We start from the raw sequence: 25,701 nt of genomic DNA on the forward strand, positions 1-25,701 counted from the left end.
AAAAGCCGCCCGAAGTTGTGGCTGGCTGCTTTCTTCCGCATCTGAATTTTATCAACTTGCATAAAGGCGTTTCTCTTGGAAGACATGCCGTTGTATGTGCTACTGATAGCACTGGCTGTTCTATTGATTTTATCTGCATTTTTTTCCCTTTCCGAAACCAGCATGATGGCGATCAACCGTTACCGGTTGAAGCATCTCGCGAAACAGGGACATCGGGGCGCGCGCCTGACCACCCAGCTACTATTGAATACCGACAGGTTGCTGGGGGTAATCCTGCTTGGCAACAACCTGTTGAATGCCGCTGCTGCGACTGTGGTGGCTGTGATTGTTTCCGCTTCCTTTGGTCACAGCGATCTGGCCCTGCTTCTGGGAACGGTAGGCGTCACTTTTGCCATCCTGGTATTCAGCGAGATTACGCCCAAGGTCATCGCGGCTGCTCATCCGGAGCGTATCGCGCTGGCTTCGAGCTACGTGCTGACGCCGTTGCTGAAGCTATTTTATCCTGTGGTCTGGTTCGTCAATCTGTTCGTGCAGACGCTGCTGACTATCCTGCGCATAAAACCCAGGGCAGATAACGCGACACAGAAACTCAGCCTGGAAGAGCTCAAAACGCTGGTGCTGGAAGCGGGACACTTCATCCGGAAGAAGCACCAGAGCGTGTTGCTTAACCTGTTCGATCTCGAAACCGTAACCGTGGACGATGTCATGGTGCCTCGCGGCCAGATCGAGGCGATAGACCTCGACGCGGACGATGAGATCATTCACGATCAGTTACTCACCTGTTATCACACCCGTTTGCCGGTATACAGGGGCACGCTGGATAACGTTGCCGGTATCATTCACGTGCGCAAGGTGCTGAATCAGATGAGAAGTGACGAAATCTCCGCCGCAACACTCGAAAAAATCATGCGTGAGCCTTACTTCATCCCATCCGGCACACCCCTGTTTTCGCAACTGCAGCTATTCCAGGAAAACCGGGAACGGGTCGGTCTCATTGTGGACGAGTACGGCGAATGGATGGGGTTGGTGACGTTGGAAGACATCATCGAAGAAATCATTGGCGAATTTACTACGCACTCACCTTCGCAAGTAGGTGCATTCCTGAAACAGGAAGATGGCAGTGTAATAGTGGAAGGAAGCAGCCTGCTGCGTGATCTCAACCGCAAGCTTGGGCTCACGCTGCCGCTGGGAGGGCCGAAAACACTCAATGGCCTCATTCTGGAACACTTCCAGGATATTCCCGAAGCAGGTACCAGCCTTAAAATCGCCGGTTATCCGATGGAAATCATCCAGACTCAGGATCGCGTGGTCAAGGTAGTGCGGATATTCCTTACTGTGGCGCCAATTGAGCGGGAATCGCCAGATCTTTATACAGGATAGTATTCTGTCGCCTGAATGTCATTTCTTTACCTGTTGCAAAACTCACCCGCTTTTTTCATATCATGCTGCTCCATCGTTGGCCTGGCAATGGGCAGTTTTTTGAATGTGGTCATTTACCGACTCCCTAAAATGCTGGAGCTCGAATGGCGGCAGCACTGTGCCCAACTGGGCGGGCATCTGCGTGAGGAAGGGGAGGGTGAGGCGCTGCCGCCTTTTAATATTGTCGTGCCTCGTTCCGCCTGCCCTGATTGCGGGCATAAAATCACGGTACTCGAAAATATTCCGTTGATAAGTTATCTGGTGTTGAGAGGGCGTTGCTCCCAATGCCGGGCTTCCATTTCGGGACGCTATCCCGCTGTCGAAGTATTCACCGGCTTTATCAGTGGCTTTATTGCCTGGCATTTCGGTTATGGTTTTACCGCTTTTACCGCGTTGATGTTCGCTTGGGCGATGATCGCACTGACGTTTATCGACATGGATACTCAATTGCTTCCGGACGCCATTACCTCGCCGCTTTTATGGGGAGGGTTGCTGGTCAATCTGGGCAATGGCTTCACCGATATTTATTCCGCGGTTATCGGTGCGGTTGCCGGTTATCTCGTGTTGTGGCTGGTATATTGGGGTTATAAACTCATCACCGGTAAGGAAGGCATGGGTTATGGTGATTTCAAGCTGCTTGCCGTCATTGGGGCGTGGTTCGGGTGGCAAATGCTGCCGCTGGTGATTCTGTTTTCTTCAATTGTGGGTACCATAGCCAGTGTCGGGTTGATACTGCTGGCAAAGCAGGAGCGTCATGCTCGCATTCCGTTTGGCCCTTATCTGGCTAGTGCAGGTTTCGTGGCTATGTTCTGGGGTAACCAGCTTAATCATATCTATTTAGACCTATTTTAGTCCATGTCCTTGATCATCGGCTTAACCGGCGGTATCGGCAGTGGTAAAACGAGCGCTGCGAAATTCTTTACCGCCCTGGGTATTGATGTGGTCGATACCGATGCGATTGCGCGTGAGCTTACCCAACCGCGGGGTGCGGCAATTGCTGATATTCGGCACGCCTTTACGGAAGAATTCATCACTGCGGACGGCGCACTCAAACGGGAAGAAATGCGCAATCTGGTATTCTCGGACGGCAACGCACGTCACACGCTTGAGGCTATCCTCCATCCACTTATACGTGTCGAGGTAGTTCGCCGTATCGCGCATTGCTGTGCCCCATACGCAATGATAGTGGTCCCGCTGCTGCTTGAAACCGGCGCATACCACGAGTTGATCCGGCGCATCCTGGTGGTGGATTGCAGTGAGCATGATCAGATCGTCCGCGCGACTACTCGAACCGGGCTCGACGAGCGTGCTATACGCGCAATCATGTCCGCGCAGCTTTCACGTAAGGAAAGATTACAACAAGCGGATGATGTAATCATCAACGATGCGGATATGGCGCATTTGGAGCGACAGGTAAACGCGTTACACCGAAAATATCTCGCTTTGGCAAATAAAAGTTGAGTTCTACCGGCATTTTACGTTTATTGCACGCTATTTGATTTAGAATTCTGTTTTACAGCACGATATCAAGTACCCTGTCCGTTCCATTTCCCCTCTCAGACCATCGTCGTGATTTGTTACGAGCAACCTCTTAACGAGCGCATCCGCACCTTGCTGCGGCTTGAGGACCTGTTTGACAAGGTGGCCTTCTTTTCCGCAAAAAAGGACGCTTTTCAGCACCACTCCGCGCTTGTTACCCTGTTTGAAATACTGGACGTAACGAGCCGTGCCGATATGAAATCGGATCTGCTGCAGGAATTGGAGCGGCAGAAGCACGCGTTGGAGGTGCTGCGCAGAAGACCGGACATTTCAGAAGGCGCGCTGAATCAAGTGTTGACCAATATACAGGCCGCCTCTCAAAGCATGCTGGGCATGTCAGGGAAAATCGGCGAACACATGCGGGATAATGAGTGGCTGATGAGCATCAAGCAGCGTGTCGGAATACCAGGAGGCGCATGCGAATTCGACTTGCCTTCTTATCACTATTGGCTGCATCAGGACCCTGCGGTGCGGCGCAACGATCTCAACGAATGGCTTGCACCGATGTTGCCGCTGGAAAATGGCTTCAGCATCGTATTGCACCTGTTGCGAAACAGCGGCAAGACAATTCGACACACCGCTAACCGGGGTGTATATCAACAGATGGGCTCGGCGCGAGTAGCGCATATGCTGTGCCTGAAGGTAGATGAGAGTCTACCGTGCGTACCCGAGATCAGCGCTAATAAGTATGCGCTTAACATCCGTTTCGTTATCTCGGGTTCAAGGCAGAAAACCAGAATATATGAAGAAGATGTAGAGTTTGAGTTGACATTCTGTAACTTGTAAGAGATTTCCAACGGGTTGTACAGGGTCGACAAGCGCATCTAATCCCTTGCTATTGCCGGGCCGATCTGCTGAAAAGAGTTGACAATGAGAATTGTCGACATCCAACGCTTGATCCATATACTTTATCTTCCATCACACCCATTAGATCAGCCTGAGCTGTTTCCATTACAAGAATGACAAATTTTTTTGCGCTAATTCCCGCGGCAGGTTCCGGTTCACGCATGGGTGATGAGCTTCCCAAACAGTATTTGCGGTTGGCAGGCAAACCGATGATCTATCACACATTGAAGACGTTATGCGGGTCTTCGCGAATCACTTCCGTGTTTGTGATCCTTGCACCCGCCGATAGAGAATGGATGCGGCATGACTGGTCGGAATTTTTCGACAAATTGGTCGTGCTCAAGTGCGGCGGCACGACCCGTGCGGAAACCGTGCTGAATGGTTTGAAAGCGGCACGGGGGGTCTCTACCATCGAAAATGACGATTGGGTGTTGGTGCACGATGCGGCACGGCCTTGTTTAAGCAATGCGCAACTCGACAAATTGATGGATGAACTGGCTGACGATGAGGTAGGAGGGTTACTTGCGGTTCCGGTGGCGGACACGCTGAAGCGCAGCGATGGCAGTGGCCGGGTTGAGCGTACCGAATCGAGAGAGAATCTATGGCAGGCCCAAACACCACAGATGTTTCGTCACGGTCTATTGGTGGAAGCCTTGAGCAGAGCAGGCGGCATGACCATGACCGACGATGCGGGCGCGGTTGAAGCGCTTGGCCTGAAGCCCAAGTTGGTCCTGAGCGATGCGCGCAATCTGAAAGTGACTTATCCGCAGGATCTGGCGTTGGCGGAACTGATACTGAAAAATTTTTGAATGGGAAGATCGGAGGGCAAAAGGGTGAAGAAGTTAAGAATCGGGCAAGGATTCGATGTACATCAATTGGTTGACGGCCGCAAGCTTATCATCGGCGGTGTGACCATCCCGTACGAGAAGGGCCTTCTCGGACATTCGGACGCAGACGTGCTGCTGCATGCGATATGTGACGCGCTCCTGGGCGCGGCAGGGTTGGGCGACATCGGCAGGCATTTCTCGGATACCGACCCGCGTTACAAAAACATCGATAGCCGCGTGCTATTGCATAACGTCTATGGTTTGCTGACGGAACGCGGTTACAAGGTCGTGAATATTGATGCCACCATCATAGCTCAGGCACCCAGGATGGCGCCGTATATTCCGGCTATGTTGAGCAACATTGCACATGACCTTCGGATGCAACCAGAGGATATCAACGTCAAGGCTAAAACCGCCGAGCGCTTGGGCCCGGTTGGAAGGGGTGAGGGAATAGAGGCGGAGGCAGTATGCCTGATCGCCTTGGACAATGCCGATAGTTGAAGAGAATACTAGGAGCGCGGGAAAAGCCCATCGCATTTTTTTTGCAGTATGGCCGGACAACGATACGCAAAAGCAATTGGCTGGGCTGGCAAAACAACTGCGGCTGGAATCGCTCTGCGGCGGAAGGAAAATAAAAGCGGAAAACATTCATCTCACGCTGTTATTTGTGGGAAAAGTATACCCCGACAGACTGGAAGTGCTACGCGATGTGGCGGATAGCATCAAGCAATCCGTGTTGCCCGCTTTTGATTTGGTCATTGATGAGGTTCGCTACTGGAAACACAACCACATCGTTTACGCGGCGCCCAGCAAGGTTCCCCAGGAACTTGTCAAGCTGGAGGGCGCGCTACGGGATGCAATCTCCACAGCCGGGTTTCCATTGGAGCAGCAAGCTTATGCGCCACACATAACCCTGATGACGAATGCCTTCTGTCCGACATTGCCTGAATTGGCCGCGCCGATAGCCTGGCGGGTGCGGGAATGGACGCTGGTTAAATCGGAACAGGCCAGTAACGGCTCGGTTTATACGCCGATTGGTTGCTGGCCTTTGGGAGATTTCTGAATAAGCCCTGATTTTGGCAGCACATCAAGCATGGTATTACTGTTGAAGAAATTCATGCGGTGAAATGTACTTTGCTTATTGGACTTTACTTTCAGTAGAGTTTCTTTATCAGGCTGGAAACTATCGAATATGTCAGCGGAGTGGTAAGAAGAGCGGATCGGGTTAGCAGCATCGCGTAACCCGACGCCAGGATTCCTCCAGTTCCTCTATTAAAGATAAATGCAGCTTTCCAGATGTCTTGTCAGATATTTCTCGCTAGCCCGGGTGTAATCCTTTTCAAAAGTATCGCTTACCAAATTTCGTACGTGGCTTCCCAGATTGCTGTTGATCAGGCCCATGAACGGAGTTGACACAACCAGGATCAAGCGCTGATAACTGTTGGTGGTGCGGCCATGCTCCAGTTCTCTGGCTAGTTGGCAGGCAAAGGTCCGCGCTTCATGCTGTTTTGGATGGGTGGAGGAGATATAGGAGCCGCAGCCGTTGCCGTGGCTCTTGTTGTGTCCGGGGCGGTCGGAAACCAGATGCTGCCCCTTTTCCCTGCTGGCATCATGTCTGAATTCCTTGAGTTTCTGTAGTCCTTTTTTAGGTCCGTAATTTGCGTAAAGATATGCGGCGCTTGCGTTTGCGACCAAAATCCACGTGATGCTCATGACTCCTCCGTGCGATGGTGGTAAAGTAAAACCAAGTACAACCAAGTAAAGGGTTGCTCATCAATTGACAACCCGATTTCAACAGAAGTTTCCGTCGGCAGAATCTTGCATTCATATAATACTTAATATTCGTTCAATTTTATCTTGAAAATTCTCGCTCTCGATACATCTACCGAATATTGCTCGGTTGCGCTATTGCGGGATAGCGAGATCCTGAACCAGGAGATTCTTGCGGAACAGCGTCACTCCGAGCTGATTCTACCCATGGTGAGGCGCACGCTGGACGAGGCCGGGTTGACGCTGAGGCAACTGGACGGTATTGCTTTCGGCTCGGGACCGGGGTCTTTCACCGGTTTGCGCATTGCGTGCGGTGTAACCCAAGGGCTGGCTCTTGGTGCAGACCTGCCGGTAATCGGTGTATGCACATTGGAAGCATTGGCGCAGGACGCCGGGGAAAAAGGAACAGTTGCCGGCGTAATTGCTGCGCTCGACGCCCGCATGAGCGAGATATATCATGCCGCGTATAAGAGAACAGCAGACGGATGGCTACCGGTGAGCGAACCAGCGCTGTGCTTGCCGCACAATGCGCCCATTGTTTCAGGAGACGACTGGACAGGTTGTGGCAGCGGTTTTGATATGTATGGGGAAATACTGCGTGACCATTACCATGGATCTATCGGTCACGTTATCAGTGGCCTCAGGCCGAATGCCCGCGCCATAGCTCAGCTGGCTGCAGCAGGATTCAGAAAGGGATGGGGTATCGACCCTGCTGGTGCTGCGCCACTATACATCCGCAATAAAGTAGCTCTGAAGGAGAAGGAGCGATGAGTGCTCAGTTCCAGGAGATGCCGCAGATAAGACGGATGGTTCCGGCAGATCTGGATATGGTGGTAGCACTCGAACGTGAGGTTTTTCTTTTTCCCTGGACACGCGGTAATTTCAGTGATTCGCTCCAGTCCGGTTACCATGCCCTTGTTTTAGAGCAGGATGGAGACGTCTTTGGATACGGTGTGATGACAATTGGAGCGCAGGAAGCGCATCTGCTGACCCTTAGCATTGCTGCAGGCGCGCAAGGGAAGGGCTGGGGCGAAAGACTACTGCGGCATTTCATCCATATCGCCAGGGAACAGCGTGCGTTGACGATGTTCCTCGATGTACGGGAATCCAATCATATCGCTGCCCGGCTATATAAACGGATCGGGTTTACGCAGATCGCCAAACGCAAGGACTATTACCCTGCGATGGGTGGGCGTGAAGATTCATTAGTCATGGAACTGGTGTTATGACTGTTGCCAGGCGAACCAGGCGCAAGGACATATTCAAAGAGCTGGGTTTGACGCCACTGTGGCGTGCCAGGACCGAGGGGCATGGTGAGAAAGCCGAGGCCGCCGTTGAGCCGGTTCCCGGTTCCCATGTTGGCGCAAGGGAAGACAGGCGCACGCGAATTCTGCGGATGGGCTGGGATGAACTTAAGGCCAGCGTTGAGGGTTGTGTCGCCTGCCCGCTGTTTCAGTCCCGCACGCGCACCGTATTCGGCATAGGTGACAGAAACGCCGACTGGCTTTATGTGGGTGAAGGGCCTGGTGCGCAGGAGGATGCCACCGGAGAGCCCTTTGTCGGGCAGGCCGGCAAGTTGCTGGATAACATGTTGGCGGCAATTGATCTGAAGCGCGGCCAAAATGTTTACATCGCCAATATCGTAAAATGCCGTCCACCTGAAAACAGAACCCCCACCTCCCATGAAGCGCATCAATGCGAGCCGTATCTCGCGCGGCAAATTGAATTGATGAAGCCAAAGCTTATTATTGCGCTGGGAAAAGTCGCGGCGGAGAATCTGCTGCATACTGATGCCAGTCTCGGCAGCCTTCGCGGCAGATTGCATCAGCATTCGGGTATTCCCGTTATTGTCACCTATCACCCCGCCTATCTGCTGAGGACATTGCCCGCCAAAGCGAAAGCCTGGGAGGATTTATGTTTTGCCAGACACACGATGCAAACCCTATTGCATTCGGAAAATTAAACCCCATTTCTGATACTGATTTAACTATTTACGGTTAGTTATTTACGGCACGGCAACACTTTTTTGGGAACAATTTCATGAATAATCTGCTGCGATCCCTGGCGTTGCTTATTACCCTCTCCTTGAGCGGTTGTGGCTATAACACGTTACAGTCTACCGATGAGCAAATCAAGGCGAGCTGGGCGGAAGTTCTGAATCAGTATCAACGTCGCACTGACTTGGTACCCAATCTTGTAAACGTCGTGAAGGGTTTCGCCGCACAGGAAAAAGACGTGCTGTTGGGCGTAACGAATGCCCGCTCCAAGGTCGGAAGCATCCAGGCTACACCGGAGCTTATCAACGACCCGGAGGCGTTTGCGAAGTTTCAGAGTGTCCAGGGGGAACTGACAAGCGCCCTGTCGCGCTTGCTTGTGGTAGCGGAGAACTATCCGCAACTTAAATCGGACGCCAATTTTCGTGAATTGCAGGCACAGCTGGAAGGCACCGAGAATCGTATCACCGTGGCTCGTAGCCGCTACATCAAGGCAGTTCAGGAGTACAACATCACCGTGCGTTCGTTCCCCAGCAATCTTACGGCAATGGTATTCGGGTTCAAAGTGAAGCCTAGCTTCGCCGTTGAAAACGAGAAAGCAATCTCGGTTGCGCCCAAGGTGGATTTCAGCAAGCCATAACGGGAAAACAGATTTTTCGCGGGAATCCATAAACCCGACCCTGGAACTTGGAACCACGCCTCAACTTTTCTTTATGAGACAAACCGGAAAAAAAGCTCTTGTATTCTTCGCGCTGCTCTTTTCCGTTTCTTTGTCGATGGCGGAAGTGGCCGTTCCCGCGCTTAAATCCCGCGTTACCGATCTGACCGGTACGCTGGCGGCGAATGAGACCGCGCAACTGGAACAGAGGCTGGCTGCGTTTGAAGCCAGAAAAGGTAGTCAGATTGCGGTGTTGATCGTTCCCACCACTCAGCCTGAAACTATCGAGCAATATTCGATTCGCGTTGCCGAGGCGTGGAAACTCGGACGAAAAGGTATCGATGACGGCGCACTCCTGCTGATCGCCAAACAGGACAGGACGGTGCGTATAGAAGTGGGCTATGGCCTGGAAGGCGTGCTGCCGGACGCGCTGGCAAAGCGCATAGTCGACGAGGTGATTGTTCCTGAATTCAGGCGGGGCAATTTTGTCGGCGGTATCGATGCCGGTATCGAGCAAATGATGAGCGTGGTCGAAGGAGAACCGTTACCGCCGCCGCAAGCCAGAGGCGGCGAACGTGCTCCCTCGGGGAATGCCGTGATGGATAACATTATTCCCCTTTTTATCATGCTCATCGTCGTCGCAAAAGTATTGCAATCCTTCTTTGGGCGCTTCATCGGCGCCGGCATCGTAAGCGCTTCGGCAGGATTTTTGGGCTGGCTGCTTTTTTCTTCGATAGCCATCGGCATCATTGCGGCTATCTTTGCATTTTTCGTAAGCTTGTTCGGCAGCGGCCCTGGCGGGGGAGTCTTCAGAGGAGGCCGCGGCGGCTGGCCGGGCGGCGGCATGGGAGGCAGGGGTGGCGGTGGGTTTGGGGGCGGCGGCTTTGGTGGTGGCGGGGGCGGTTTTGGCGGTGGTGGCGCATCAGGGAGATGGTAGATGAATCTTGCACGCATACTGCGGCATTGTTTTACCGGTTCTCTGGCAGTGCGGCGCATATTTCCGGATGCTGCGCTGATCGCTATCGAACAGGCTATCAGCCGAACTGAAGTCAGTCATGACGGAGAGATACTTTTCGCGGTGGAGGCAGCATTGAATACGTGGCCTCTGCTTAGAGAGCAATCGGCACGCGAACGAGCCGTAGAGGCATTTGCCCAACTTCGTGTCTGGGATACGGAGCATAACAATGGTGTGCTTATTTATTTATTGCTCGCGGATCGCGATGTTGAAATCGTTGCGGACCGTGGAATCAGCAGCAAGGTCGATACTGAGGAGTGGGAAAAGATCTGTCGCGAAATGGAAGATGCTTTTCGTCGAGGTCAATTCGAACCAGGGGTCATTGCGGGAATCCGGGCTATCGGCAATCACTTGCAGACGCATTTCCCTGCGAAGCGGAAGGGCGGAGAAAATGAACTGTCCGACAGGCCGGTTATTCTATAGCAAAAAACATTGATGCGCTGGGAAGCCCCTAGGCAAACCACTGCGGGCGCGTAGTACCAGGTCGCGCCGATCACGGGGTAACGAAGCCGGTTATCGCTTTTTCAGCTGATTTCCTTCAAGTCCGGCAGGCTGCTAGTGCCCTTTATTTGCACCGATCAGATGTAATGAATCTTCAATGCTCTGGTTACGCAAATGCCACTGACGTATCAGAGTCATGATTACAGCCACCAGCAGGCCGAACAGAACAATAACGGTGTAAACATGGACGTCGAAACTCACCAGCATCGCATACACGGCCAGCATGGTGAGAATACTAAGGTTCTCGTTGAAATTCTGAACTGCTATGGAGTGGCCGGCACCCATCAGGATATGCCCGCGGTGTTGCAACAGGGCATTCATCGGCACGACAAAAAACCCCGCAAGTCCGCCGATCAGCATTAAAAGTGGAACCGCAACCCACAGGTCGCGCGCCAGAACCATGGCTATTACGACGATTCCCATGGCGATGCCAAGAGGAATCACTTTTACCGACTGCCGGAGCGACACCAACCGTGCTGCGATGACAGCACCTACCGCGATCCCTACTGCGACCACGCCTTGTAATTGCGCGGCTTTGCTTAGCGGATAGCCGAGCGCAATATCGGCCCATTTCAACACAATGAATTGCAGGGTTGCCCCCGCTCCCCAGAACAGCGTAGTGACAGCCAGCGAAATCTGTCCGAGCTTGTCTGTCCATAGCAGCTTCATGCAATGCCCGAACTCATGCATCAGGAATAGGGGGTTTTTCTTGAGAGCGCGGTGGTCAACTCCGGTATTGGGAATGTACAGATTGAAGATGGCGGCGGTGGTATAGAATACGGCGATAAGAAGTATGGCAGCTTCCGCGACGGTATTCACACCTGTGTCTATGAATGGAAAGTCGAGCGTCAAAAATAGGGCGGAGATCGAGGGTGAGATCAGCAGTCCGCCCAGTACCGTGCCTATTATGATCGAGGCAACGGTCAAACCTTCGATCCAGCCATTGGCGACGACCAGTTTTTCGGGGGGCAACAGTTCAGTGAGTATGCCGTATTTAGCGGGAGAGTAAGCAGCTGCGCCAAGCCCGACGACCGCGTAGGCAGCTAGAGCAAAATACTGATGCGATGCCAGAAAAAGCAGGCTGCAACCCACGATCTTGATGCTATTGCTAATGAACATCACCCACCCCTTGGCCATGGAATCGGCAAAAGCGCCAACGAACGGGGCAAGAATCACATAAAACAAAACGAACACAAACTTGAGCATCGGGGTGAGGTAAGCAGGCGCATGCAGTTCTACCAAAAGTGCAATGGCGACGACCAGCAGCGCATTGTCCGCCAGTGAAGAGAAAAACTGCGCTGCCATGATGGTATAGAATCCGCGTTTCAAGCTTTGCTCTCCTAAAACTTTCTCACCGTAAGGCGAGGAATTATACAATGCTCATCCGGGCAATATCACGAAACCGTTACGCTATAAAATTGGCACCATCTGATTCAGGATCACTTATGAAATTTTCGTTATCTCCCAAGAAACCTCTGCTTGAATCCGGAATGCTTTCCAGTGGATTTATGCAGAGGTTGCCCTGCTGATGTCACGCCCCATCCAGGCACTGATCGATCTTTCCGCGCTCGAATATAATCTGTCTGTCGTTCGCCGGCACGCCCCCAACTCGCGCGTGATGGCAGTGATCAAGGCTGACGCATATGGCCATGGGTTGCTGCGTGCCGCCGAAGCGCTAGCTCGAGCAGAGGGGTTCGCAATGCTCGAGCTGAACGCGGCCGTGCGTCTGCGCGAGGCAGGCTATCGCCAGACGATTTTGCTACTCGAAGGTTTTTTCGATATAAGCGAACTAGGTTGGATCGAGCAATACCATTTAAGCACCGTAATCCATCACCGCGAGCAGCTCGCCATGCTGTCGGCATCCAGGCCACGCGGCAAGCTGGATGTATTCCTGAAGCTCAATACCGGCATGAATCGGCTGGGATTCACGCTTGATGAGTTTCCCGCTGCGCTGGAAACCCTCAAGGCGAATCCTGCCGTAGGTCAAATTACAGTGATGACGCATTTTGCCCGCGCAGACGAGTCATGCAGAAGCGAGAGCATCACTGCGCAGCTACAGCGTTTCAACACTGCCGCCGAAGGGCGGTATCTGCCCCGTTCAATGGCCAACTCCGCTGCTATCCTGCGTTTTCCCGAAACACATGCCGATTGGGTACGGCCCGGCATCATGCTTTATGGCGCCTCCCCATTCGCCGACACCGCGGCTGACGAGCTGGATTTGCACCCGGCAATGACGGTATTGAGCAAGATCATCGCGGTGCAAACGCTTGAACCGAGAGATGGCGTCGGATATGGTCATACTTTTCGGGCGGGCAGGTCAATGCGCGTGGGAATTGTGGCGGGGGGTTATGCAGACGGCTACCCGCGTCATGCGCCTACCGGCACCCCCATACTGGTGAACGGCAGGCGCACCCGCATTGTCGGGCGCGTGTCCATGGATATGCTGCATGTAGATCTGAGCGAAATAGAAAGCGCCGGAGTAGGCACCCCCGTAACGCTCTGGGGAAAGGGAATGCCCGTTGACGAGGTGGCGCAATCAGCCGGTACGGTAGGCTATGAGTTGTTGTGCGCGTTGGCGCCCCGCATGCAGATAGTAACCTGATTCCGATTTGATTTGGCAGGTGAAAGCGCGGGCTTCTCCTTGGACCTGTTCAAACTGAGCCCAAAAAAAGGCGGTCAACTGACCGCCTTTTTTATCCAGCAAGCAGGTGAACTTGGGTTATTCAACCTTCGCCTTGGATCGCAAATCGCCGACCGATGCCGCGAACTGACGTTGCAATACGCGCTGGGCCAGGTTTTGCTTTATTTCTTCGAATGGTGGAACTTTCAGGGGCCGCACGTCGTCCAGTCGTATGACATGCCAGCCGAAAGGGCTTTTCACCGGCTGTTCGGTAAGGTGGCCCTTGGTCAATTTGGTCAACGCTTCTGCAAAGGGCTGAACATAGCTTGCAGCGGGACTCCAGTCGAGTTCGCCACCCTTATTCTTGCTACCGCTATCCAGGGATTTTTCCTCGGCAATCTTCTCAAGCTTGGTACCTTTTTTGATACGGGCGATAATATCTTTAGCTTCTGCTTCAGTGGCGACTAAAATATGATGTGCCTTGTATTCCTTGTCACCCATCTGAGTTTTGACCGTTTCATATTCTTTGCGCAGCTCTTCATCGCTCACCGGGTGGTTCTTTATGTAATCGACCTGGTAGGCCCTAACCAGAGCTGTTTGACGCGCCATCTCGAGTTGGGTTATGAAATCCGGGTCCTTGTCGAGCCCCTTCTTTTTCGCTTCCTGAGCTATGACTTCCTCGGTTATGAGGTCCTCACGCAAGGCTTTTCTGGCTTCAGGAGAATCCGGCTGATCCTGGGCAGCGCGCGCTTTCATTATAAATTCGATACGCGACTGAGGAATGGCAACTCCGTTCACCTTGGCCATGGTTGACCCAGTTTGAGCCTGAGCAGCCGTCACGGCAATCAGTCCGGAAATACCTAGCGCTGTGAGTTGAGAAAATTTAATAAAATACATGGGGCTTCCTTGTCATGGGATCAAAATCAAATTTCTTCGGGAGTATACGCTTTTACACTTAATGCGTGAATATCCTTATGCATCATCTCTTGCAGCGCGGTATAGACCAGACGATGTCGCGCCAACGCGGATTTGCCGGAAAATTTACGGGAAACAATGGTAAGCAAGTAATGCCCGCCTCCGCTTTTAGCGCCTTCGTGTCCTGCATGCCTGGCGCTTTCATCCACGATTTCAATTTTTTCCGGTTCAAGAACAGAAAGCTTCTGCTTGATCAATTCGATGGTACTCATCGGTTTTATCTAACCTAAATCCGGTAGTTGGACGGGGTGAAGTGTACGGTTTTTGGGGTGCAGGGCAAGGCGCAGCGACGCGGAATGCGACCGCGCAGGGCGCAGCAGTGCCTTCCGCAGGAAGGTGCGACCCCGAAGCGGGATGCGGGCGCCCCCTTGCGTGTGAAGCGCGATCGCGGCATCCCCTGCGCTGCCCGATCCCCGCTGCGCGGGGTCCCCTCGGGCGACGCTTCGGGGCGCCGTTCCATTCCAAGAAGTTGCAACGCAGCCATGTGCCGCAAAAACTGTGCAATTCACCCCGTAGCGCCCTCATCTGGAAGGTGAGCGTCAAATAATATGAAATATTGTTATTAATCATAATACTGATCTATTAGATGAGCGGTCAAATACCGGATTTGGGTTTAAGGCAAAACCTTTCTGAATGGCCTGACCGTCAATTTGCCATATACGCCGGAAGTGACATATGGATCGGCCTCCGCCCAGGTTCGCGCTGCTTCCAGCGATTCGAATTCGGCCACGATCAGGCTACCGGAAAATCCCGCGGGGCCGGGATCGGGGCTGTCAATTGCAGGATAGGGTCCGGCTAGGATAAGACGCCCCTCTTCCTGTAATATCTTGATGCGTTCCAGATGTTCCGGACGGACCGCCAGCCGTTTTTCCAGGCTGTCGGGTATATCTTCCCCGCTTATCGCATAGAACATCACGCTTCTTTATCCTCGCTGTCCTGTATGTATTTACCCAGCATTACACCTTGTAATAAGACAAAAGCTACCATCAGGCCCATAAACCCGAACAACTTGAAGTTGACCCAGGTATCAGTATCATAATTGAAAGCCACGTAAAGATTCGCTCCGCCCATCAACGCGAAAAATGCAGCCCAACTGGCGTTGAGGCGCCCCCACACGGGGTCTGGCAGCTTGATCTGTTCTTTCATCATGATACGGATCAAGTTCTTCTTGAAAACCAGCGGGGCTAACAGCAGCGCGGCGGCGAAAAACCAGTAAAGTACCGACGGCTTCCACTTGATGAATGTTTCATCTTGTAGAATCAATGTCGCACTGCCGAAAATAACGATGATAACAAGGCTGACCCACAGCATGGTATCCACCTTGCGGTGGCGAAACCAGACCCAGCCGATTTGTGCAAAAGTGGCGCCAATGGCAACGGCAGTGGCTGCGTAGATGCCATAAATTTTGAAGGTGACGAAAAACAGGATTACCGGAAAGAGATCAAAAAGAAGCTTCATAATGTCCAACTGGGCCGGCAGGAGCCGTTGAAGAGTGATTATGGCCGCTAGCCACGGAAAAATCTATTCAAATTTTCCAGAAAGATGAGCGAATATAGACGCTTAAATTGCGGGAGATTTTAACCCCGGCAGATAATTCTCCACCCTGGCTTAAAAGGCTGAACGAATGAAGAGTGGTCGAACCAGGTTCCCGTTAAAACGCGCAGCATGTCTCTCAGCGTTATAAAAACGATATACCCCACTGATAAAGCGATCGAGTCAGCAATCGATCCGTTTATATACTGCCCGTTCCCCGATCGAGCTTGAGTGACCCGGAATTGATGCAATAGCGTAAACCGGTTGGCTCAGGTCCGTCGTCGAATACATGCCCCAGGTGCGCGTCGCAACGAGCACACAATACCTCTGTCCGGTGCATGAAAAAGCTGTCATCTTCCTCGGCAGTGACATTGGCCGGGTCCACGGGTTGCCAGAAAGAAGGCCAGCCCGTGCCTGAATCGAACTTGGTATCCGAACTGAATAGCGCGGCGCCGCAGCATGCGCAACGGTATACGCCGTTGTCGTGGCAATTCCAGTATTCACCCGTGAAAGCGGGCTCGGTACCACCCTCGCGACAAACATGGTACTGCTGAGGCGTGAGCTGCTTTTGCCATTCCTGTTCAGACTTGACGATTTTTCGGTCCATGATTCCCTTCAGTCGATAATTTAGCGCCACCTGAAAAGTATCTCAGGGATATTTCAGGGATATATTTCAAGCGGACCAAGAATGTCTGTCAATGTAGATGTACCGGAGCCACTTCGCCTTCTTCCGGAAATTCAGCATGTACCACTTCGCCTTCCGGGTTTGGAAACAATGGAGCGCCACACTCCTCGCAATAGTCCAGAAGAAAATGATTTTGCAGCAACATGGTATGGCCTATACCGCATTCCCGCAAGGTCGTTTCGATTTGGGTTACGATATCGCTGCTCTCATCTTCATCGCCAACCAATGCCCATACTATCCCATACAGCACCTCGTTGCGATCCTTGAGCGTGAAACCTATACGGTATTCTTCCAGCCACTGATCATAGAACGGTGCGATTACCGCACGCAGCCTGTTAGGTGAAATGTTCAGGGTAGTTTGCAGGAAATTAACGGTGGCATGCGTGGAATAGGGCCGAGCGAGGCGATCCGCCATGCGCCAGGCCGAAAAAAAGCCATCGGGTATCAGCAATTCAAACGCGCACCCCAGGAACAACTTCCGCAAAGCTTCACCACCGTGAGTCTGCCATGCAGGCACAATTTCGTCTTTTGATAACATCAGAGCCGGCAAGTTGCTGTTCCTGGTCTCGCCAGCCCCATCCGTTTGTTGCCAGCGGAACATGGCCTTTCCTTGCGGCACCGCGATACCCCCGAGAAGATAGCGTGTATCGGAGAGGAAACGGCCGGTTTCGGGCAGCCGGTTGGGGTTCATATGCAACTTGCGTTCTCCCGCCACCGCTGCTGCCCATAGCTTGCCGGCCAGCTCATGTGTAAGGTGATAGCCGCGTGGTAACTGGTCGGGACTGAACAGGCAATCCGCGAGCACGAACTGGACATTCGGCGCCAGCACATGGGTCTGCAACTGTAGGCGCAAATTGGCCAGCATTTCTTCGTCTACCGGACCCGAAGGAATCGAAAACCGCGACCAGGTCAGCACCGGCACGGCGAACATCAGAACATCATAGCGCCGATCTTCATGTGTCAATATGCTGCATTCAATTGCCGCCTCTATGGCATAAATGAACTCGCTATAACCCGCCGGGTCGGTATCATAAAGCTGATCCAGCGCCGCTTCGAGATTCTGATCGTCGCTTGTCCGCAGCTGGGCATGTATCTTTGCCGCAAGCCGGTTTTCCCAGAATGCGTCTTCTATACGGCTGCCTGAAGCGGCAAGCCCCGCCGCCAGGCGGCAAAGCTCTTGCACTGCGCGCGGAGATTTGGTGCGATGGGGAGCGCGAGTTTTTTTCATTAAAATTGATGTGCGCGTATGATCAAAAAAATATTTTAACTTAAATCCCGGGGATGGAAGGAGGATACGCTTTAAGGGGATCGAACGATGCGAAGGAACGAGCGGATCATCTGCTCCGCTCCTCCGCACTACCCGGCTTTCTCGCCGCTGATGGCGTCAGAGTGGAAGCTTCGCGCCGAGTACGTCTATATACTCAATCTGCGGGGGTTCCGCCAGTAGATCGGCCGCGTTGGCGCTCAGTGCTTCTGCGATCGGACCGGATAAATGCGCCGACCGCCCCGCCTCATCGGCGAATGCATCGAAAACGCCGAAAGTGGATGGGCCCAGGCGAAGAGCGAACCATACCGGCGTCTGGGCTTCCTGGTTCGCGAGTGTAAGTCCCTGCTCGAGAAAATTGCTTACATCGGTTTCCTTCCCCGGTTTGGCTTGTAATCGTACGAATAGAGCGACTTTTAGCATAATGGCTTTCCTTTCTGAAGTTGAACAACGAGGCACAACTCCAGGCATCATACCGTTTCCCGTAAATGGCGAGACTGGCAAATTAAATAAAGTTCTTTCACCCACCCTCATATCCTTGCATCGGTCGTCCATGCAGACGGCAGTGCTGCGAGCTTTTTTCGCGGTGGAATTGCCCGGTTAGAGTGAGCGACAGGCACTCCACTGAAGAATTGGATCAGGTCCTTGACCTGCTATCAATAATTAGCGAGTTGCCACTACCTCGCTCGATAAATTGATGCTTCCGAAGCGCTGATCGCCCCAAGGAGAAGAAGCATGGCTGGGTTTGGTGTGGCCTGGAATCATTGCCAGGTTGACTGAGTAACCCAAACTGGCGAGGCTGTGGAATCGGAACTCAACAGGCATTGCCAGGAAGTGGAGACCTGAAGCGTGCGACGGCCGCCCGACGGTAGTTGCTACATTGATGCCCTTATACAAGAAGGGAGCCGCAGCTCCCTTCTTGTATAAGGGCAGAGGATCAGTCCGCTGCCAAAATGATATATTCTACTTCCAGTTTGGCTGGAATCGAGTTTGCTGGGTCCGGTAATCCTGCCAGGCATAACCGGGAGAGACCAGCGGTTTGGCTGGGATGAAGAACGTACCCAGATCCGCAACCCCCGCCAGCGAACGGCCGACCCCATAGGTAATACCGGTCAGCAACCCTGTGGTAAGTCCATAACCCAAGCCTTTGTCATTAGTCTCCATCAGCATGCTCTTCGGAACTTCCGCGATGCCTGTTACGGTATTCGCGGCGCCGTGCGCGAGTTTGTTGCCTACGCCTAGGCCGTAGGTCGCATAACTGGCAGCCACTGCGGCTTCAGACGAGAAGAATATCAGAGTAGATAGTATCAGTAACGGTTTCAGCGTACTTTTCATCGATACCTCCGAAAGGTGGATTGAATAAATCAAACCCGATTTAACACTAGCACGGATGAGATGCAATGTCAAATGTATTACCCCTACCCCGCTTGGCGCATGGGTTGGCGAGAAGCGATAGACGCTATGAAAGTGATGGATGCATTGAACGGAGAATATGGAAGCCACAGTTCCGACGCCTCTTCCGGACGTCGGAATAGGCTGGCAGAAGGAATCTGCAACATTTTTTCAGGCTCACCCCGTGATGAGTAATGGGCGATTAAGGGGTAAATAAGGGGTGAGTATTCAACGCCGCATTCCATCGCGATCATCATCGCTGCCATGGACCAGGCGGTACAATATGGGCAGTACCAGCAGGGTCAGCGCGGTGGACGAAAGAATGCCGCCGATTACCACTGTTGCCAGTGGCCGCTGCACTTCCGCACCCGTTCCGGTGGCGAGCGCCATGGGGACGAACCCAAGTGCCGCCACCAGTGCCGTCATTAATACCGGGCGTAAACGGGTGAGAGCGCCAGTTTGAATAGCCTCATCCAGGGCCATGCCCTGTGCTCGTAAATCACGGATAAACGCCAGCATGACCAGGCCATTCAGTACGGCTACGCCGGACAGGGCGATGAATCCCACGCCGGCTGAAATGGACAGCGGGATATCGCGCAACCACAGTGCCACAATTCCGCCGCTAAGCGCGAAGGGAACGCCGCTGAACATCAGCAATCCGTCCCGAACATTGCCGAACATGTTATAGAGCAGAACAAAAATCAATCCGAGGGCCACGGGAATGACGATCTGAAGGCGCTGCGCCGCTGAAATCAATTGCTCGAATTGCCCTCCCCACGTTATCCAATAGCCTGGCGGACTCTGCACCTTCTCTGCGATGAGCGCTTCCGCTTCTTCAACGAAGGAGCCCAGGTCCCTGCCACGAACGTTAGCGGTGACCACTACCCGGCGTTTACCGTTTTCGCGGCTTACCTGATTAGGTCCCTGGACGACTTCCAGATTAGCCACCTCGCCCAGCATGACGTAGCCGACTACGCCAGTGCCAGGGGCCGCCGTAGCCCCCAGGGTCGAATCGGGTAGCCTGACCGGTAAACGCTCGAGGGTCTCGATATCGCTGCGCAGTGATTCCGGTAGCCGAACCTGCAAATCGAAGCGGCGATCCCCCTCATAGATAGTGCCCGCGCTTCTGCCGCCAATGGAAATGGCGACGGCATCCTGCACATCCACTGCATTCAAACCGAAACGCGCCATTTTTGCCCGATCCATTTGAATCGACAATACCGGCAATCCGCTGATCTGCTCGGTCCTCACATCCGCTGCGCCAGGGATGGTGTCCAGAACTTTTTCGATCTCTTCCCCTACAGCGAGCAGTGTATCCATGTCGTCGCCGAATACTTTTACGGCGACATCCGCGCGCACGCCGGAAAGCAGTTCATTGAAACGCATCTGTATCGGCTGGGTGAACTCGTAATTGTTACCCGGTACTTCCCGCACGGCCTTTTCAATCGCAGTAACCAACTGCGGCTTGGTATGGTGCGGCCCCGGCCATTCCGACGGCGGCTTCAGGATAACGAAGGTATCCGCTACGCTTGGCGGCATCGGATCGGTCGCAATCTCAGCGGTGCCAATCTTGGAGAACACCCTGTCCACTTCGGGAAATGCCTTGATTTTTTTTTCCAGTTCATCCTGCATCTCGACGGCAGTAGTCAGGCTCGTGCCGGGGATGCGTATGGCATGGAGAGCTATGTCTCCTTCATTGAGGCTGGGTATGAATTCGCTGCCCATCCGCGTCGTCAGCAGTCCGGACAGCACCACAATCACCACCGCAAGCGTGATCGTGAGTGCCTTATTGTGCATTGCCGCCGCGAGGGCCGGTACATACACTTTCTTCGCCCACGCCACTGCCGGGCTTTCTTTTTCCGCTACCTTGCCGGAGAGAAAGAGTGCAATTGCCGCCGGGATGAATGTTATGGAAAGAATCATTGCGCCGACCAGCGCGATCACGACCGTGAAAGCCATGGGATGGAACATCTTTCCTTCCACGCCTGACAGCGCGAAAATCGGCAGATAGACCACCATGATGATGAGCTCGCCGTAGATCAGCACCCGTCGGGCCTCCCTGGATGCATCGAAGACCACAGCAAAGCGCTCGGCAGGCGTCAACAGTCGCCCCAGCCGCGTCTGCTCGTGCGCGAGCCGCCGGATGGCATTTTCGACAATGACGATGGAACCGTCTACGATCAGGCCGAAATCAAGCGCCCCCAGGCTCATCAGATTGGCGCTGACATGATTGGCCACCATGCCGCTGAAGGTGAACAGCATCGAAAGCGGAATAACGAGCGCGGTAATCAGCGCGGCACGCAGGTTTCCCAGGAACAGGAACAACACCAGGATTACCAGGGTTGCACCCTCGAACAGGTTGGTTGCGACTGTCCAGATGGTTTTATCCACCAGATCGGTGCGATCGTATACCGGCGTCGCGACGATGCCTTCCGGCAGAGTCCGGTTAACCTCTACCAGCTTGTCGGCGACAGCTTGAGAGACCGTCCGGCTGTTCTCCCCGATCAGCATGAGCGCGGTGGCAAGGACTATTTCCTCACCATTCTGCGTAGCGGCGCCGCTGCGTAATTCCTTGCCTATCAGGATATCCGCAACGTCTTTGATACGTATGGGTATACCTTGCCGCGAACCGAGAATGATATTGGCAATTTCATCCAGGTCGGCCACCTGCCCCGGCACTCGAACCAGGTATTGTTCACCGCTTTTTTCGATGTAGCCTGCGCCTACGTTAAGATTATTCCGCTCCAGGGCGATGATGACATCCTGTAATGTCAGTCCGAAGGAGAGCAGCTTGTCGGGATAGGGTGTGACGTGAAATTGCTTGACGTAGCCGCCTATTGCGTTGACCTCCGCTACCCCTTTGACCATGCGCAACTGGGGCCGGATAATCCAGTCCTGGATCTCCCGCAGGTCGATCGTGCTATAAGCGGTGCCGTCCGGCTTTTGTGCGTCTTTCCCGGCATCCACGGTCCACATGAAGATTTCCCCAAGGCCGGTAGAGATCGGTCCCATCGTGGGCACAATTCCAACAGGCAGCTTGGCCTTGGCCTCCTGGATGCGCTGGTTGACCAGCTGGCGCGCAAAATAGATGTCGGTGCCATCCTCGAAAATAACCGTCACCTGGGATAAACCATAGCGAGAGAGGGACCGGGTATGGTGAAGGTGGGGAAGGCCGGCCATGACCGTCTCGATCGGAAAGGTCACACGCTGTTCTGCTTCCACCGGCGAATAGCCTATCGCCGGTGTATTGATCTGTACCTGCACATTGGTAATGTCCGGCACGGCGTCAATTGCCAGCTTCTGGAAACTATAAACCCCGACCGCGGCCATCGCCAGCACCGCTCCCATCACGAAGACGCGCCGGTGTATCGAACCTTGCAAGATGCGTTCAATCATGATGTATCGCCATCGAAAATATTGTGGCTGACCTGCAGCTTGCCGGCTGGCCGCACCGATTTTCAGTGATCATGGGATGCGCCTGCTTTGCCGAGTTCGGATTTGATGATAAAACTGTTGCCCGCCGCATACTGCTCCCCGGCGGAAAGTCCGCTGAGCACCTCCACCATCTTGCCATCACTGCGCCCGAGCTTCAGCGGACGTGCTTCAAAATGCTCGCCGTAGCGGCCGAACACCACCGACCAGTCGTTCAGTGTCTGGATGGCGTCGACCGATACCGCGACAGGCACCTGAATTTCTTCGGCCACCAGTTCCGCGGTGACAAACATGCCTGGGCGCCATCTGCCATCCTTGTTATCCAGTATGATCCGCGCGGTGGCAGTACGGGTCGCGGCACCGACGAGGGCGCTGATGTAGGAGATTTCACCTTCGCCCTCGACATCGATCGCTGTTGCTTTCACCTTCGCCTTCTGTCCGATCTTGAGTACATCCAGGTCTTTCGCATACACCGTGATTTGCGCCCATACCGTGGACACATCGGCTATGGTGAAGATAGCCGTATCCTCTTTGAGCGTCTGGCCCTGGGCTATGGCTTTGGCGGTAATAAGGCCGGGAATCGGCGCCTGGATCTCATAGCGGGACAGATCGCGCTCCTGATGAATTACCTCAGGCCGCACGCCAAGCGTACGCAATTTGGATAAGGCGAGATCGGAGGCGATCTCGGCTTCGGCCAGCGCCTGCTGGGCGGTGAGATAATCCTGCTTTGCGGAGATCTTTTCCTCCCACAACTGCTTCTCTCGTTCAAATGTGATCCGCGCCAGCCCCAGCCGTTTTCGCGCCGCGAAGAGCTGGCTGCGTAAATCCGCCAGCATCATGCTTTCGATGACTGCGAGCACCTCGCCTTTCTGCACATGCTGGCCATGATGTCGATAGACGGCATCCACGATGCCCGGCAACCGGGGTACGACCTGCACGATGGTATGCTCATCGAATACGATCTCGCCGGGCAGCTTGAGTGTCAGCCTGAGCGTCGCTGGCCCGGCAGCGCGTATTTCGACGCCGATGCTTTTCAGCATTTCGTCCGGCATTGCTACCCGTGCTTCGACCTGGCTGTAGCCCCAGCGAAACGTTTCACCGTCGTGTTCCGCGGCAATTGCCATATCGAATGAGTGAGGTTCCTCCACTACCTGGTCGCCCAGCAGATAATCGACCTCAGGCTTGAAGTTGAATATCTGCGCCGGCGCACCCAGCCGGGATAGTGTGACCGTTACTTTTGCGGCAGTGGGCGGAAGAGGCTTCCCGTTTTCATAGAGGTAGAGGCGCAATTGCGGCGGCACCCCTTTTTCAAAAATGGTGACCTCTACGCCGAATCCATCCTTGATAAACAGTTTTCCTCCCTTGGGGCCTTTGCCGGGCTCTTGTCCGGCTCGCTTTTCCATCGCTGGATGATCATGGTCTTCGCGAGCGCCGGAGGCGGCAGCTTCATCATGGACTTCATGCAGGGTATCGTGAGAAGGAGCCTTGTCCCATCCAAGGATTAACCCACCCAGTACGACCCCAGTTACGATGACAACGGCAATCGATATCCTTTGACGCTTGTTCACAATGTGCTCCTCGAATTCCCATTTGTGCCATTTGTATTGTTGCCGTTGATGGCAGCGGGATTTACGGCTCCATCAATGGGTGCTGCAATCACGCGTTCGATCTCATTGACCAGGCGGTGGTAATTCGCGAGCGCGCGCACATAAAGAATTCTGTTCTGGAATAAAGTCCGCTGCGCATCCAGTACTTCAAGAAATCCGAATTTACCCAGCTCATAGCCTCTGTTGGTAACCTCGAACGCGCTTCTGGCCGCAGGTAGAATTTCGTCACGCAGTATTCCTACCTCGTTTTGTGCGCTCGACAAAGCCTCATACGCAAGCGTGAGCTCGGCTTTAAGCCGCAGGTCGATGGCTGCCTGCTCGTCGATGGCCTTATCTACACGTTGATGCGCTTCGCGGACATTGCCCTGATTACGGTCGAAAAATGGTAACGGCATCACCAGGCTGACCACAGGCGTATTGCCCCCCAGCAGCGCGTGGTGAACGACACCCGCGTTCACGGTGAGATTCGGTATCTGACGGGTCTGTTCCACCTCCAGCAGTGCTTTACGCTGTTCTATATTTTTCATGGCGCGAAGCGCTGCGGGGCTGCTGAGGACGCGTTCCGAGAGAACTTCAAAGCTCGGCAGGGTGATCAATAATTCCAGATTTCCCAGCGCCCGGGTAAATCGGGGGGAAGCGTTACCCCATAGCAGCGTCAGCCGTTTGCGCGCCGATGCCAGATCACGCTGTGCTTGCTCAAGTTCGATGCGCGTGGTGGATAGTGTCACTCCCGCCCTGGTCTCCTCGATGGGAGGCACCTTGCCAGCCTGAACACGCTTTCCGGTCGTACTGACTACCCCCTGCGCCAGTTGCAGGTTATCCTCGGCAAGCCGCACACGTTCTTGTCCGGCCAGCACTTCCGTGAAGGTATTCGCTATCCGGGCGATAAGTTCCACCCGTCTTGTTTCGTAGTCTTTACCTGCCAGTTCTTCACCAAGCAGCGCCGCGTTGACTCGAGCCGCGCGTTTCCCACCGAGCTCGATCAGCTGGCTGATGCGGATAGTCGTGATTTGTTGCACAACCTCTTGCGTAACCGCCTTTTGCGAGTTGACATCGCCCTGAAGCGGCTGAATATTTCCGACATTTTCGACGTTGATCGATAATTCGGGGTTTCGCAGCAGCCCCGCTTGAAGCGTTGCGCCTTCCAAGGCGCGCATCTCCTTGGCAAAAGAGGCTAGCTCGGGATTGCGCTGCAATGCAAGCAGCGCTGCGTCCCGTAACGTCAAATCGCCCTTTTCCTCGGGCTGGAGCATATTGGAGAAGCGCGGGCTTCTGTCGGGAATGACGCCGACAAAGGTATTTTCCGCAATTGCCGAAGAATGCCAGCTCAGTGCAAGAACAAGACATCCAGCCAGCACGGAATATCGTGACGGCGCGAACGATACATCAAAGCTCATGAAAATCCTCCGCAAGGCGACGTAACCCGGATGTTTCATAAATTTGCGTGATGATTGCGCAGGATTTTGTTTTGTAGGGAGATTTCGTGAAAGAGTGGCGTAGTTATTCATACGCCCGACTGAACGAAATTTTCATACGAAACAAAAGACCAGCGAGGGCGCGCGTCAATTTATGAAACATCCGGGGTAGATATCAAACTCCGTAACCGGCCCTCCTATGAGTCAGC

27 protein-coding genes are annotated in these 25,701 nt (G+C 53.7%); 14 read left to right on the forward strand and 13 right to left on the reverse strand.

Features of this window, described 5'->3' with window-relative positions; genetic code table 11:
- The first annotated feature begins 84 nt into the window (after positions 1-84).
- The 7 genes from F822_RS11615 to thpR all read left to right on the forward strand — a co-directional run bounded on the left by F822_RS11615 (position 85) and on the right by thpR (position 5,694).
- The gene (locus F822_RS11615; protein WP_197272915.1) at positions 85-1,380 is read left to right on the forward strand and encodes an HlyC/CorC family transporter; all 1,296 of its coding nucleotides are present in this window, start codon (positions 85-87) and stop codon (positions 1,378-1,380) included.
- Positions 1,381-1,395: 15 nt separating this feature from the next.
- Positions 1,396-2,271, forward strand: a complete 876-nt coding sequence (locus F822_RS11620) for a prepilin peptidase (protein ID WP_025041113.1) — start codon at positions 1,396-1,398, stop codon at positions 2,269-2,271.
- A gap of 3 nt (positions 2,272-2,274) precedes the next feature.
- Entirely contained in the window at positions 2,275-2,880 is a 606-nt protein-coding gene (coaE, locus tag F822_RS11625) for a dephospho-CoA kinase (protein WP_025041112.1), read from the forward strand.
- A 108-nt stretch (positions 2,881-2,988) separates the two neighbouring features.
- Positions 2,989-3,744, forward strand: coding sequence for a cell division protein ZapD (zapD, locus tag F822_RS11630; RefSeq protein ID WP_025041111.1), 756 nt, complete (start codon positions 2,989-2,991; stop codon positions 3,742-3,744).
- Between the two features lie 173 nt (positions 3,745-3,917).
- Positions 3,918-4,613: a 2-C-methyl-D-erythritol 4-phosphate cytidylyltransferase gene (gene ispD / locus F822_RS11635; RefSeq protein ID WP_025041110.1), complete on the forward strand. Its 696-nt coding sequence runs from the start codon at positions 3,918-3,920 to the stop codon at positions 4,611-4,613.
- A 24-nt stretch (positions 4,614-4,637) separates the two neighbouring features.
- Positions 4,638-5,132, forward strand: a complete 495-nt coding sequence (gene ispF, locus F822_RS11640; RefSeq protein ID WP_025041109.1) for a 2-C-methyl-D-erythritol 2,4-cyclodiphosphate synthase — start codon at positions 4,638-4,640, stop codon at positions 5,130-5,132.
- Positions 5,119-5,694, forward strand: coding sequence for an RNA 2',3'-cyclic phosphodiesterase (gene thpR, locus F822_RS11645; RefSeq protein ID WP_025041108.1), 576 nt, complete (start codon positions 5,119-5,121; stop codon positions 5,692-5,694). The genes ispF and thpR overlap by 14 nt, the downstream gene beginning before the upstream one ends.
- Before the next feature lie 209 nt (positions 5,695-5,903).
- On the opposite strand, the gene F822_RS11650 is transcribed toward thpR, so the two are convergent.
- Positions 5,904-6,344: a host attachment protein gene (locus tag F822_RS11650; protein WP_025041107.1), complete on the reverse strand. Its 441-nt coding sequence runs from the start codon at positions 6,342-6,344 to the stop codon at positions 5,904-5,906.
- A 144-nt stretch (positions 6,345-6,488) separates the two neighbouring features.
- Here F822_RS11650 and tsaB point away from each other — a divergent pair, with 144 nt between their 5' ends.
- The 6 genes from tsaB (at position 6,489) to F822_RS11680 (ending at position 10,491) form a co-directional block, all read left to right on the forward strand.
- Positions 6,489-7,172: a tRNA (adenosine(37)-N6)-threonylcarbamoyltransferase complex dimerization subunit type 1 TsaB gene (tsaB, locus tag F822_RS11655; protein WP_025041106.1), complete on the forward strand. Its 684-nt coding sequence runs from the start codon at positions 6,489-6,491 to the stop codon at positions 7,170-7,172.
- Complete coding sequence (rimI, locus tag F822_RS11660; protein ID WP_025041105.1) at positions 7,169-7,630, forward strand: ribosomal protein S18-alanine N-acetyltransferase; 462 nt, start codon at positions 7,169-7,171, stop codon at positions 7,628-7,630. Before tsaB ends, rimI begins: the two co-directional genes overlap by 4 nt.
- Entirely contained in the window at positions 7,627-8,364 is a 738-nt protein-coding gene (locus F822_RS11665; protein WP_025041104.1) for a uracil-DNA glycosylase, read from the forward strand. Before rimI ends, F822_RS11665 begins: the two co-directional genes overlap by 4 nt.
- A 77-nt stretch (positions 8,365-8,441) precedes the next feature.
- Positions 8,442-9,035: a LemA family protein gene (locus tag F822_RS11670; RefSeq protein ID WP_025041103.1), complete on the forward strand. Its 594-nt coding sequence runs from the start codon at positions 8,442-8,444 to the stop codon at positions 9,033-9,035.
- Positions 9,036-9,108: 73 nt separating this feature from the next.
- Positions 9,109-9,990: a TPM domain-containing protein gene (locus F822_RS11675; protein WP_025041102.1), complete on the forward strand. Its 882-nt coding sequence runs from the start codon at positions 9,109-9,111 to the stop codon at positions 9,988-9,990.
- Positions 9,991-10,491, forward strand: a complete 501-nt coding sequence (locus F822_RS11680; protein ID WP_025041101.1) for a TPM domain-containing protein — start codon at positions 9,991-9,993, stop codon at positions 10,489-10,491.
- A 132-nt stretch (positions 10,492-10,623) separates the two neighbouring features.
- Here F822_RS11680 and lplT read toward each other — a convergent pair whose 3' ends face one another.
- Positions 10,624-11,898 carry a lysophospholipid transporter LplT gene (gene lplT / locus F822_RS11685; RefSeq protein ID WP_025041100.1) on the reverse strand — a complete coding sequence of 425 codons (1,275 nt, stop codon included), beginning with the start codon at positions 11,896-11,898 and terminating at the stop codon, positions 10,624-10,626.
- 199 nt (positions 11,899-12,097) lie between these two features.
- On the opposite strand from lplT, the gene alr reads away from it, so the two are divergent.
- Complete coding sequence (gene alr / locus F822_RS11690) at positions 12,098-13,171, forward strand: alanine racemase (RefSeq protein WP_025041099.1); 1,074 nt, start codon at positions 12,098-12,100, stop codon at positions 13,169-13,171.
- Between the two features lie 117 nt (positions 13,172-13,288).
- Here alr and F822_RS11695 read toward each other — a convergent pair whose 3' ends face one another.
- The 11 genes from F822_RS11695 to F822_RS11750 form a co-directional block, all read right to left on the reverse strand.
- The gene (locus tag F822_RS11695) at positions 13,289-14,086 is read right to left on the reverse strand and encodes a peptidylprolyl isomerase (RefSeq protein ID WP_025041098.1); all 798 of its coding nucleotides are present in this window, start codon (positions 14,084-14,086) and stop codon (positions 13,289-13,291) included.
- Between the two features lie 26 nt (positions 14,087-14,112).
- Positions 14,113-14,376, reverse strand: coding sequence for a BolA family protein (locus tag F822_RS11700; protein WP_025041097.1), 264 nt, complete (start codon positions 14,374-14,376; stop codon positions 14,113-14,115).
- 401 nt (positions 14,377-14,777) lie between these two features.
- Positions 14,778-15,077, reverse strand: coding sequence for a YciI family protein (locus tag F822_RS11705; protein ID WP_025041096.1), 300 nt, complete (start codon positions 15,075-15,077; stop codon positions 14,778-14,780).
- Positions 15,077-15,622, reverse strand: a complete 546-nt coding sequence (locus tag F822_RS11710) for a septation protein A (RefSeq protein WP_025041095.1) — start codon at positions 15,620-15,622, stop codon at positions 15,077-15,079. Before F822_RS11710 ends, F822_RS11705 begins: the two co-directional genes overlap by 1 nt.
- Positions 15,623-15,896: 274 nt before the next feature.
- Positions 15,897-16,304, reverse strand: coding sequence for a peptide-methionine (R)-S-oxide reductase MsrB (msrB, locus tag F822_RS11715; RefSeq protein WP_025041094.1), 408 nt, complete (start codon positions 16,302-16,304; stop codon positions 15,897-15,899).
- An 88-nt stretch (positions 16,305-16,392) separates the two neighbouring features.
- A complete protein-coding gene (locus F822_RS11720; protein ID WP_025041093.1) occupies positions 16,393-17,610 on the reverse strand; it encodes a DUF2863 family protein in 1,218 nt (405 codons plus the stop codon).
- A gap of 156 nt (positions 17,611-17,766) precedes the next feature.
- A complete protein-coding gene (locus F822_RS11725; RefSeq protein ID WP_025041092.1) occupies positions 17,767-18,069 on the reverse strand; it encodes a putative quinol monooxygenase in 303 nt (100 codons plus the stop codon).
- Positions 18,070-18,609: 540 nt separating this feature from the next.
- On the reverse strand, positions 18,610-18,981 hold the full coding sequence (locus tag F822_RS11735; protein WP_025041091.1) for an exosortase system-associated protein, TIGR04073 family: 372 nt from the start codon (positions 18,979-18,981) through the stop codon (positions 18,610-18,612).
- Positions 18,982-19,266: 285 nt separating this feature from the next.
- Positions 19,267-22,434, reverse strand: a complete 3,168-nt coding sequence (locus tag F822_RS11740) for an efflux RND transporter permease subunit (protein ID WP_025041090.1) — start codon at positions 22,432-22,434, stop codon at positions 19,267-19,269.
- 62 nt (positions 22,435-22,496) lie between these two features.
- Positions 22,497-24,038 (reverse strand): efflux RND transporter periplasmic adaptor subunit, encoded by a 1,542-nt coding sequence (locus F822_RS11745; protein ID WP_025041089.1) that lies wholly within the window; start codon positions 24,036-24,038, stop codon positions 22,497-22,499.
- On the reverse strand, positions 24,035-25,474 hold the full coding sequence (locus tag F822_RS11750; protein WP_025041088.1) for a TolC family protein: 1,440 nt from the start codon (positions 25,472-25,474) through the stop codon (positions 24,035-24,037). The genes F822_RS11745 and F822_RS11750 overlap by 4 nt, the downstream gene beginning before the upstream one ends.
- Positions 25,475-25,701: the final 227 nt, after the last annotated feature.

The organism is Nitrosospira briensis C-128 (assembly GCF_000619905.2).
Classification (GTDB): domain Bacteria; phylum Pseudomonadota; class Gammaproteobacteria; order Burkholderiales; family Nitrosomonadaceae; genus Nitrosospira; species Nitrosospira briensis.

Excerpts from the sequence above, each read along its gene's own strand:
- F822_RS11615 (WP_197272915.1), top strand. The coding sequence starts at position 85 with ATGCCGTTGTATGTGCTACTGATAGCACTGGCTGTTCTATTGATTTTA.
- F822_RS11620 (WP_025041113.1), top strand. The coding sequence starts at position 1,396 with ATGTCATTTCTTTACCTGTTGCAAAACTCACCCGCTTTTTTCATATCA.
- coaE (WP_025041112.1), top strand. The coding sequence starts at position 2,275 with ATGTCCTTGATCATCGGCTTAACCGGCGGTATCGGCAGTGGTAAAACG.
- ispD (WP_025041110.1), top strand. The coding sequence starts at position 3,918 with ATGACAAATTTTTTTGCGCTAATTCCCGCGGCAGGTTCCGGTTCACGC.
- thpR (WP_025041108.1), top strand. The coding sequence starts at position 5,119 with ATGCCGATAGTTGAAGAGAATACTAGGAGCGCGGGAAAAGCCCATCGC.
- F822_RS11650 (WP_025041107.1), bottom strand. The coding sequence starts at position 6,344 with ATGAGCATCACGTGGATTTTGGTCGCAAACGCAAGCGCCGCATATCTT.
- rimI (WP_025041105.1), top strand. The coding sequence starts at position 7,169 with ATGAGTGCTCAGTTCCAGGAGATGCCGCAGATAAGACGGATGGTTCCG.
- F822_RS11665 (WP_025041104.1), top strand. The coding sequence starts at position 7,627 with ATGACTGTTGCCAGGCGAACCAGGCGCAAGGACATATTCAAAGAGCTG.
- F822_RS11670 (WP_025041103.1), top strand. The coding sequence starts at position 8,442 with ATGAATAATCTGCTGCGATCCCTGGCGTTGCTTATTACCCTCTCCTTG.
- F822_RS11675 (WP_025041102.1), top strand. The coding sequence starts at position 9,109 with ATGAGACAAACCGGAAAAAAAGCTCTTGTATTCTTCGCGCTGCTCTTT.
- F822_RS11680 (WP_025041101.1), top strand. The coding sequence starts at position 9,991 with ATGAATCTTGCACGCATACTGCGGCATTGTTTTACCGGTTCTCTGGCA.
- alr (WP_025041099.1), top strand. The coding sequence starts at position 12,098 with ATGTCACGCCCCATCCAGGCACTGATCGATCTTTCCGCGCTCGAATAT.
- F822_RS11695 (WP_025041098.1), bottom strand. The coding sequence starts at position 14,086 with ATGTATTTTATTAAATTTTCTCAACTCACAGCGCTAGGTATTTCCGGA.
- F822_RS11700 (WP_025041097.1), bottom strand. The coding sequence starts at position 14,376 with ATGAGTACCATCGAATTGATCAAGCAGAAGCTTTCTGTTCTTGAACCG.
- F822_RS11705 (WP_025041096.1), bottom strand. The coding sequence starts at position 15,077 with ATGTTCTATGCGATAAGCGGGGAAGATATACCCGACAGCCTGGAAAAA.
- F822_RS11710 (WP_025041095.1), bottom strand. The coding sequence starts at position 15,622 with ATGAAGCTTCTTTTTGATCTCTTTCCGGTAATCCTGTTTTTCGTCACC.
- msrB (WP_025041094.1), bottom strand. The coding sequence starts at position 16,304 with ATGGACCGAAAAATCGTCAAGTCTGAACAGGAATGGCAAAAGCAGCTC.
- F822_RS11720 (WP_025041093.1), bottom strand. The coding sequence starts at position 17,610 with ATGAAAAAAACTCGCGCTCCCCATCGCACCAAATCTCCGCGCGCAGTG.
- F822_RS11725 (WP_025041092.1), bottom strand. The coding sequence starts at position 18,069 with ATGCTAAAAGTCGCTCTATTCGTACGATTACAAGCCAAACCGGGGAAG.
- F822_RS11735 (WP_025041091.1), bottom strand. The coding sequence starts at position 18,981 with ATGAAAAGTACGCTGAAACCGTTACTGATACTATCTACTCTGATATTC.
- F822_RS11740 (WP_025041090.1), bottom strand. The coding sequence starts at position 22,434 with ATGATTGAACGCATCTTGCAAGGTTCGATACACCGGCGCGTCTTCGTG.
- F822_RS11750 (WP_025041088.1), bottom strand. The coding sequence starts at position 25,474 with ATGAGCTTTGATGTATCGTTCGCGCCGTCACGATATTCCGTGCTGGCT.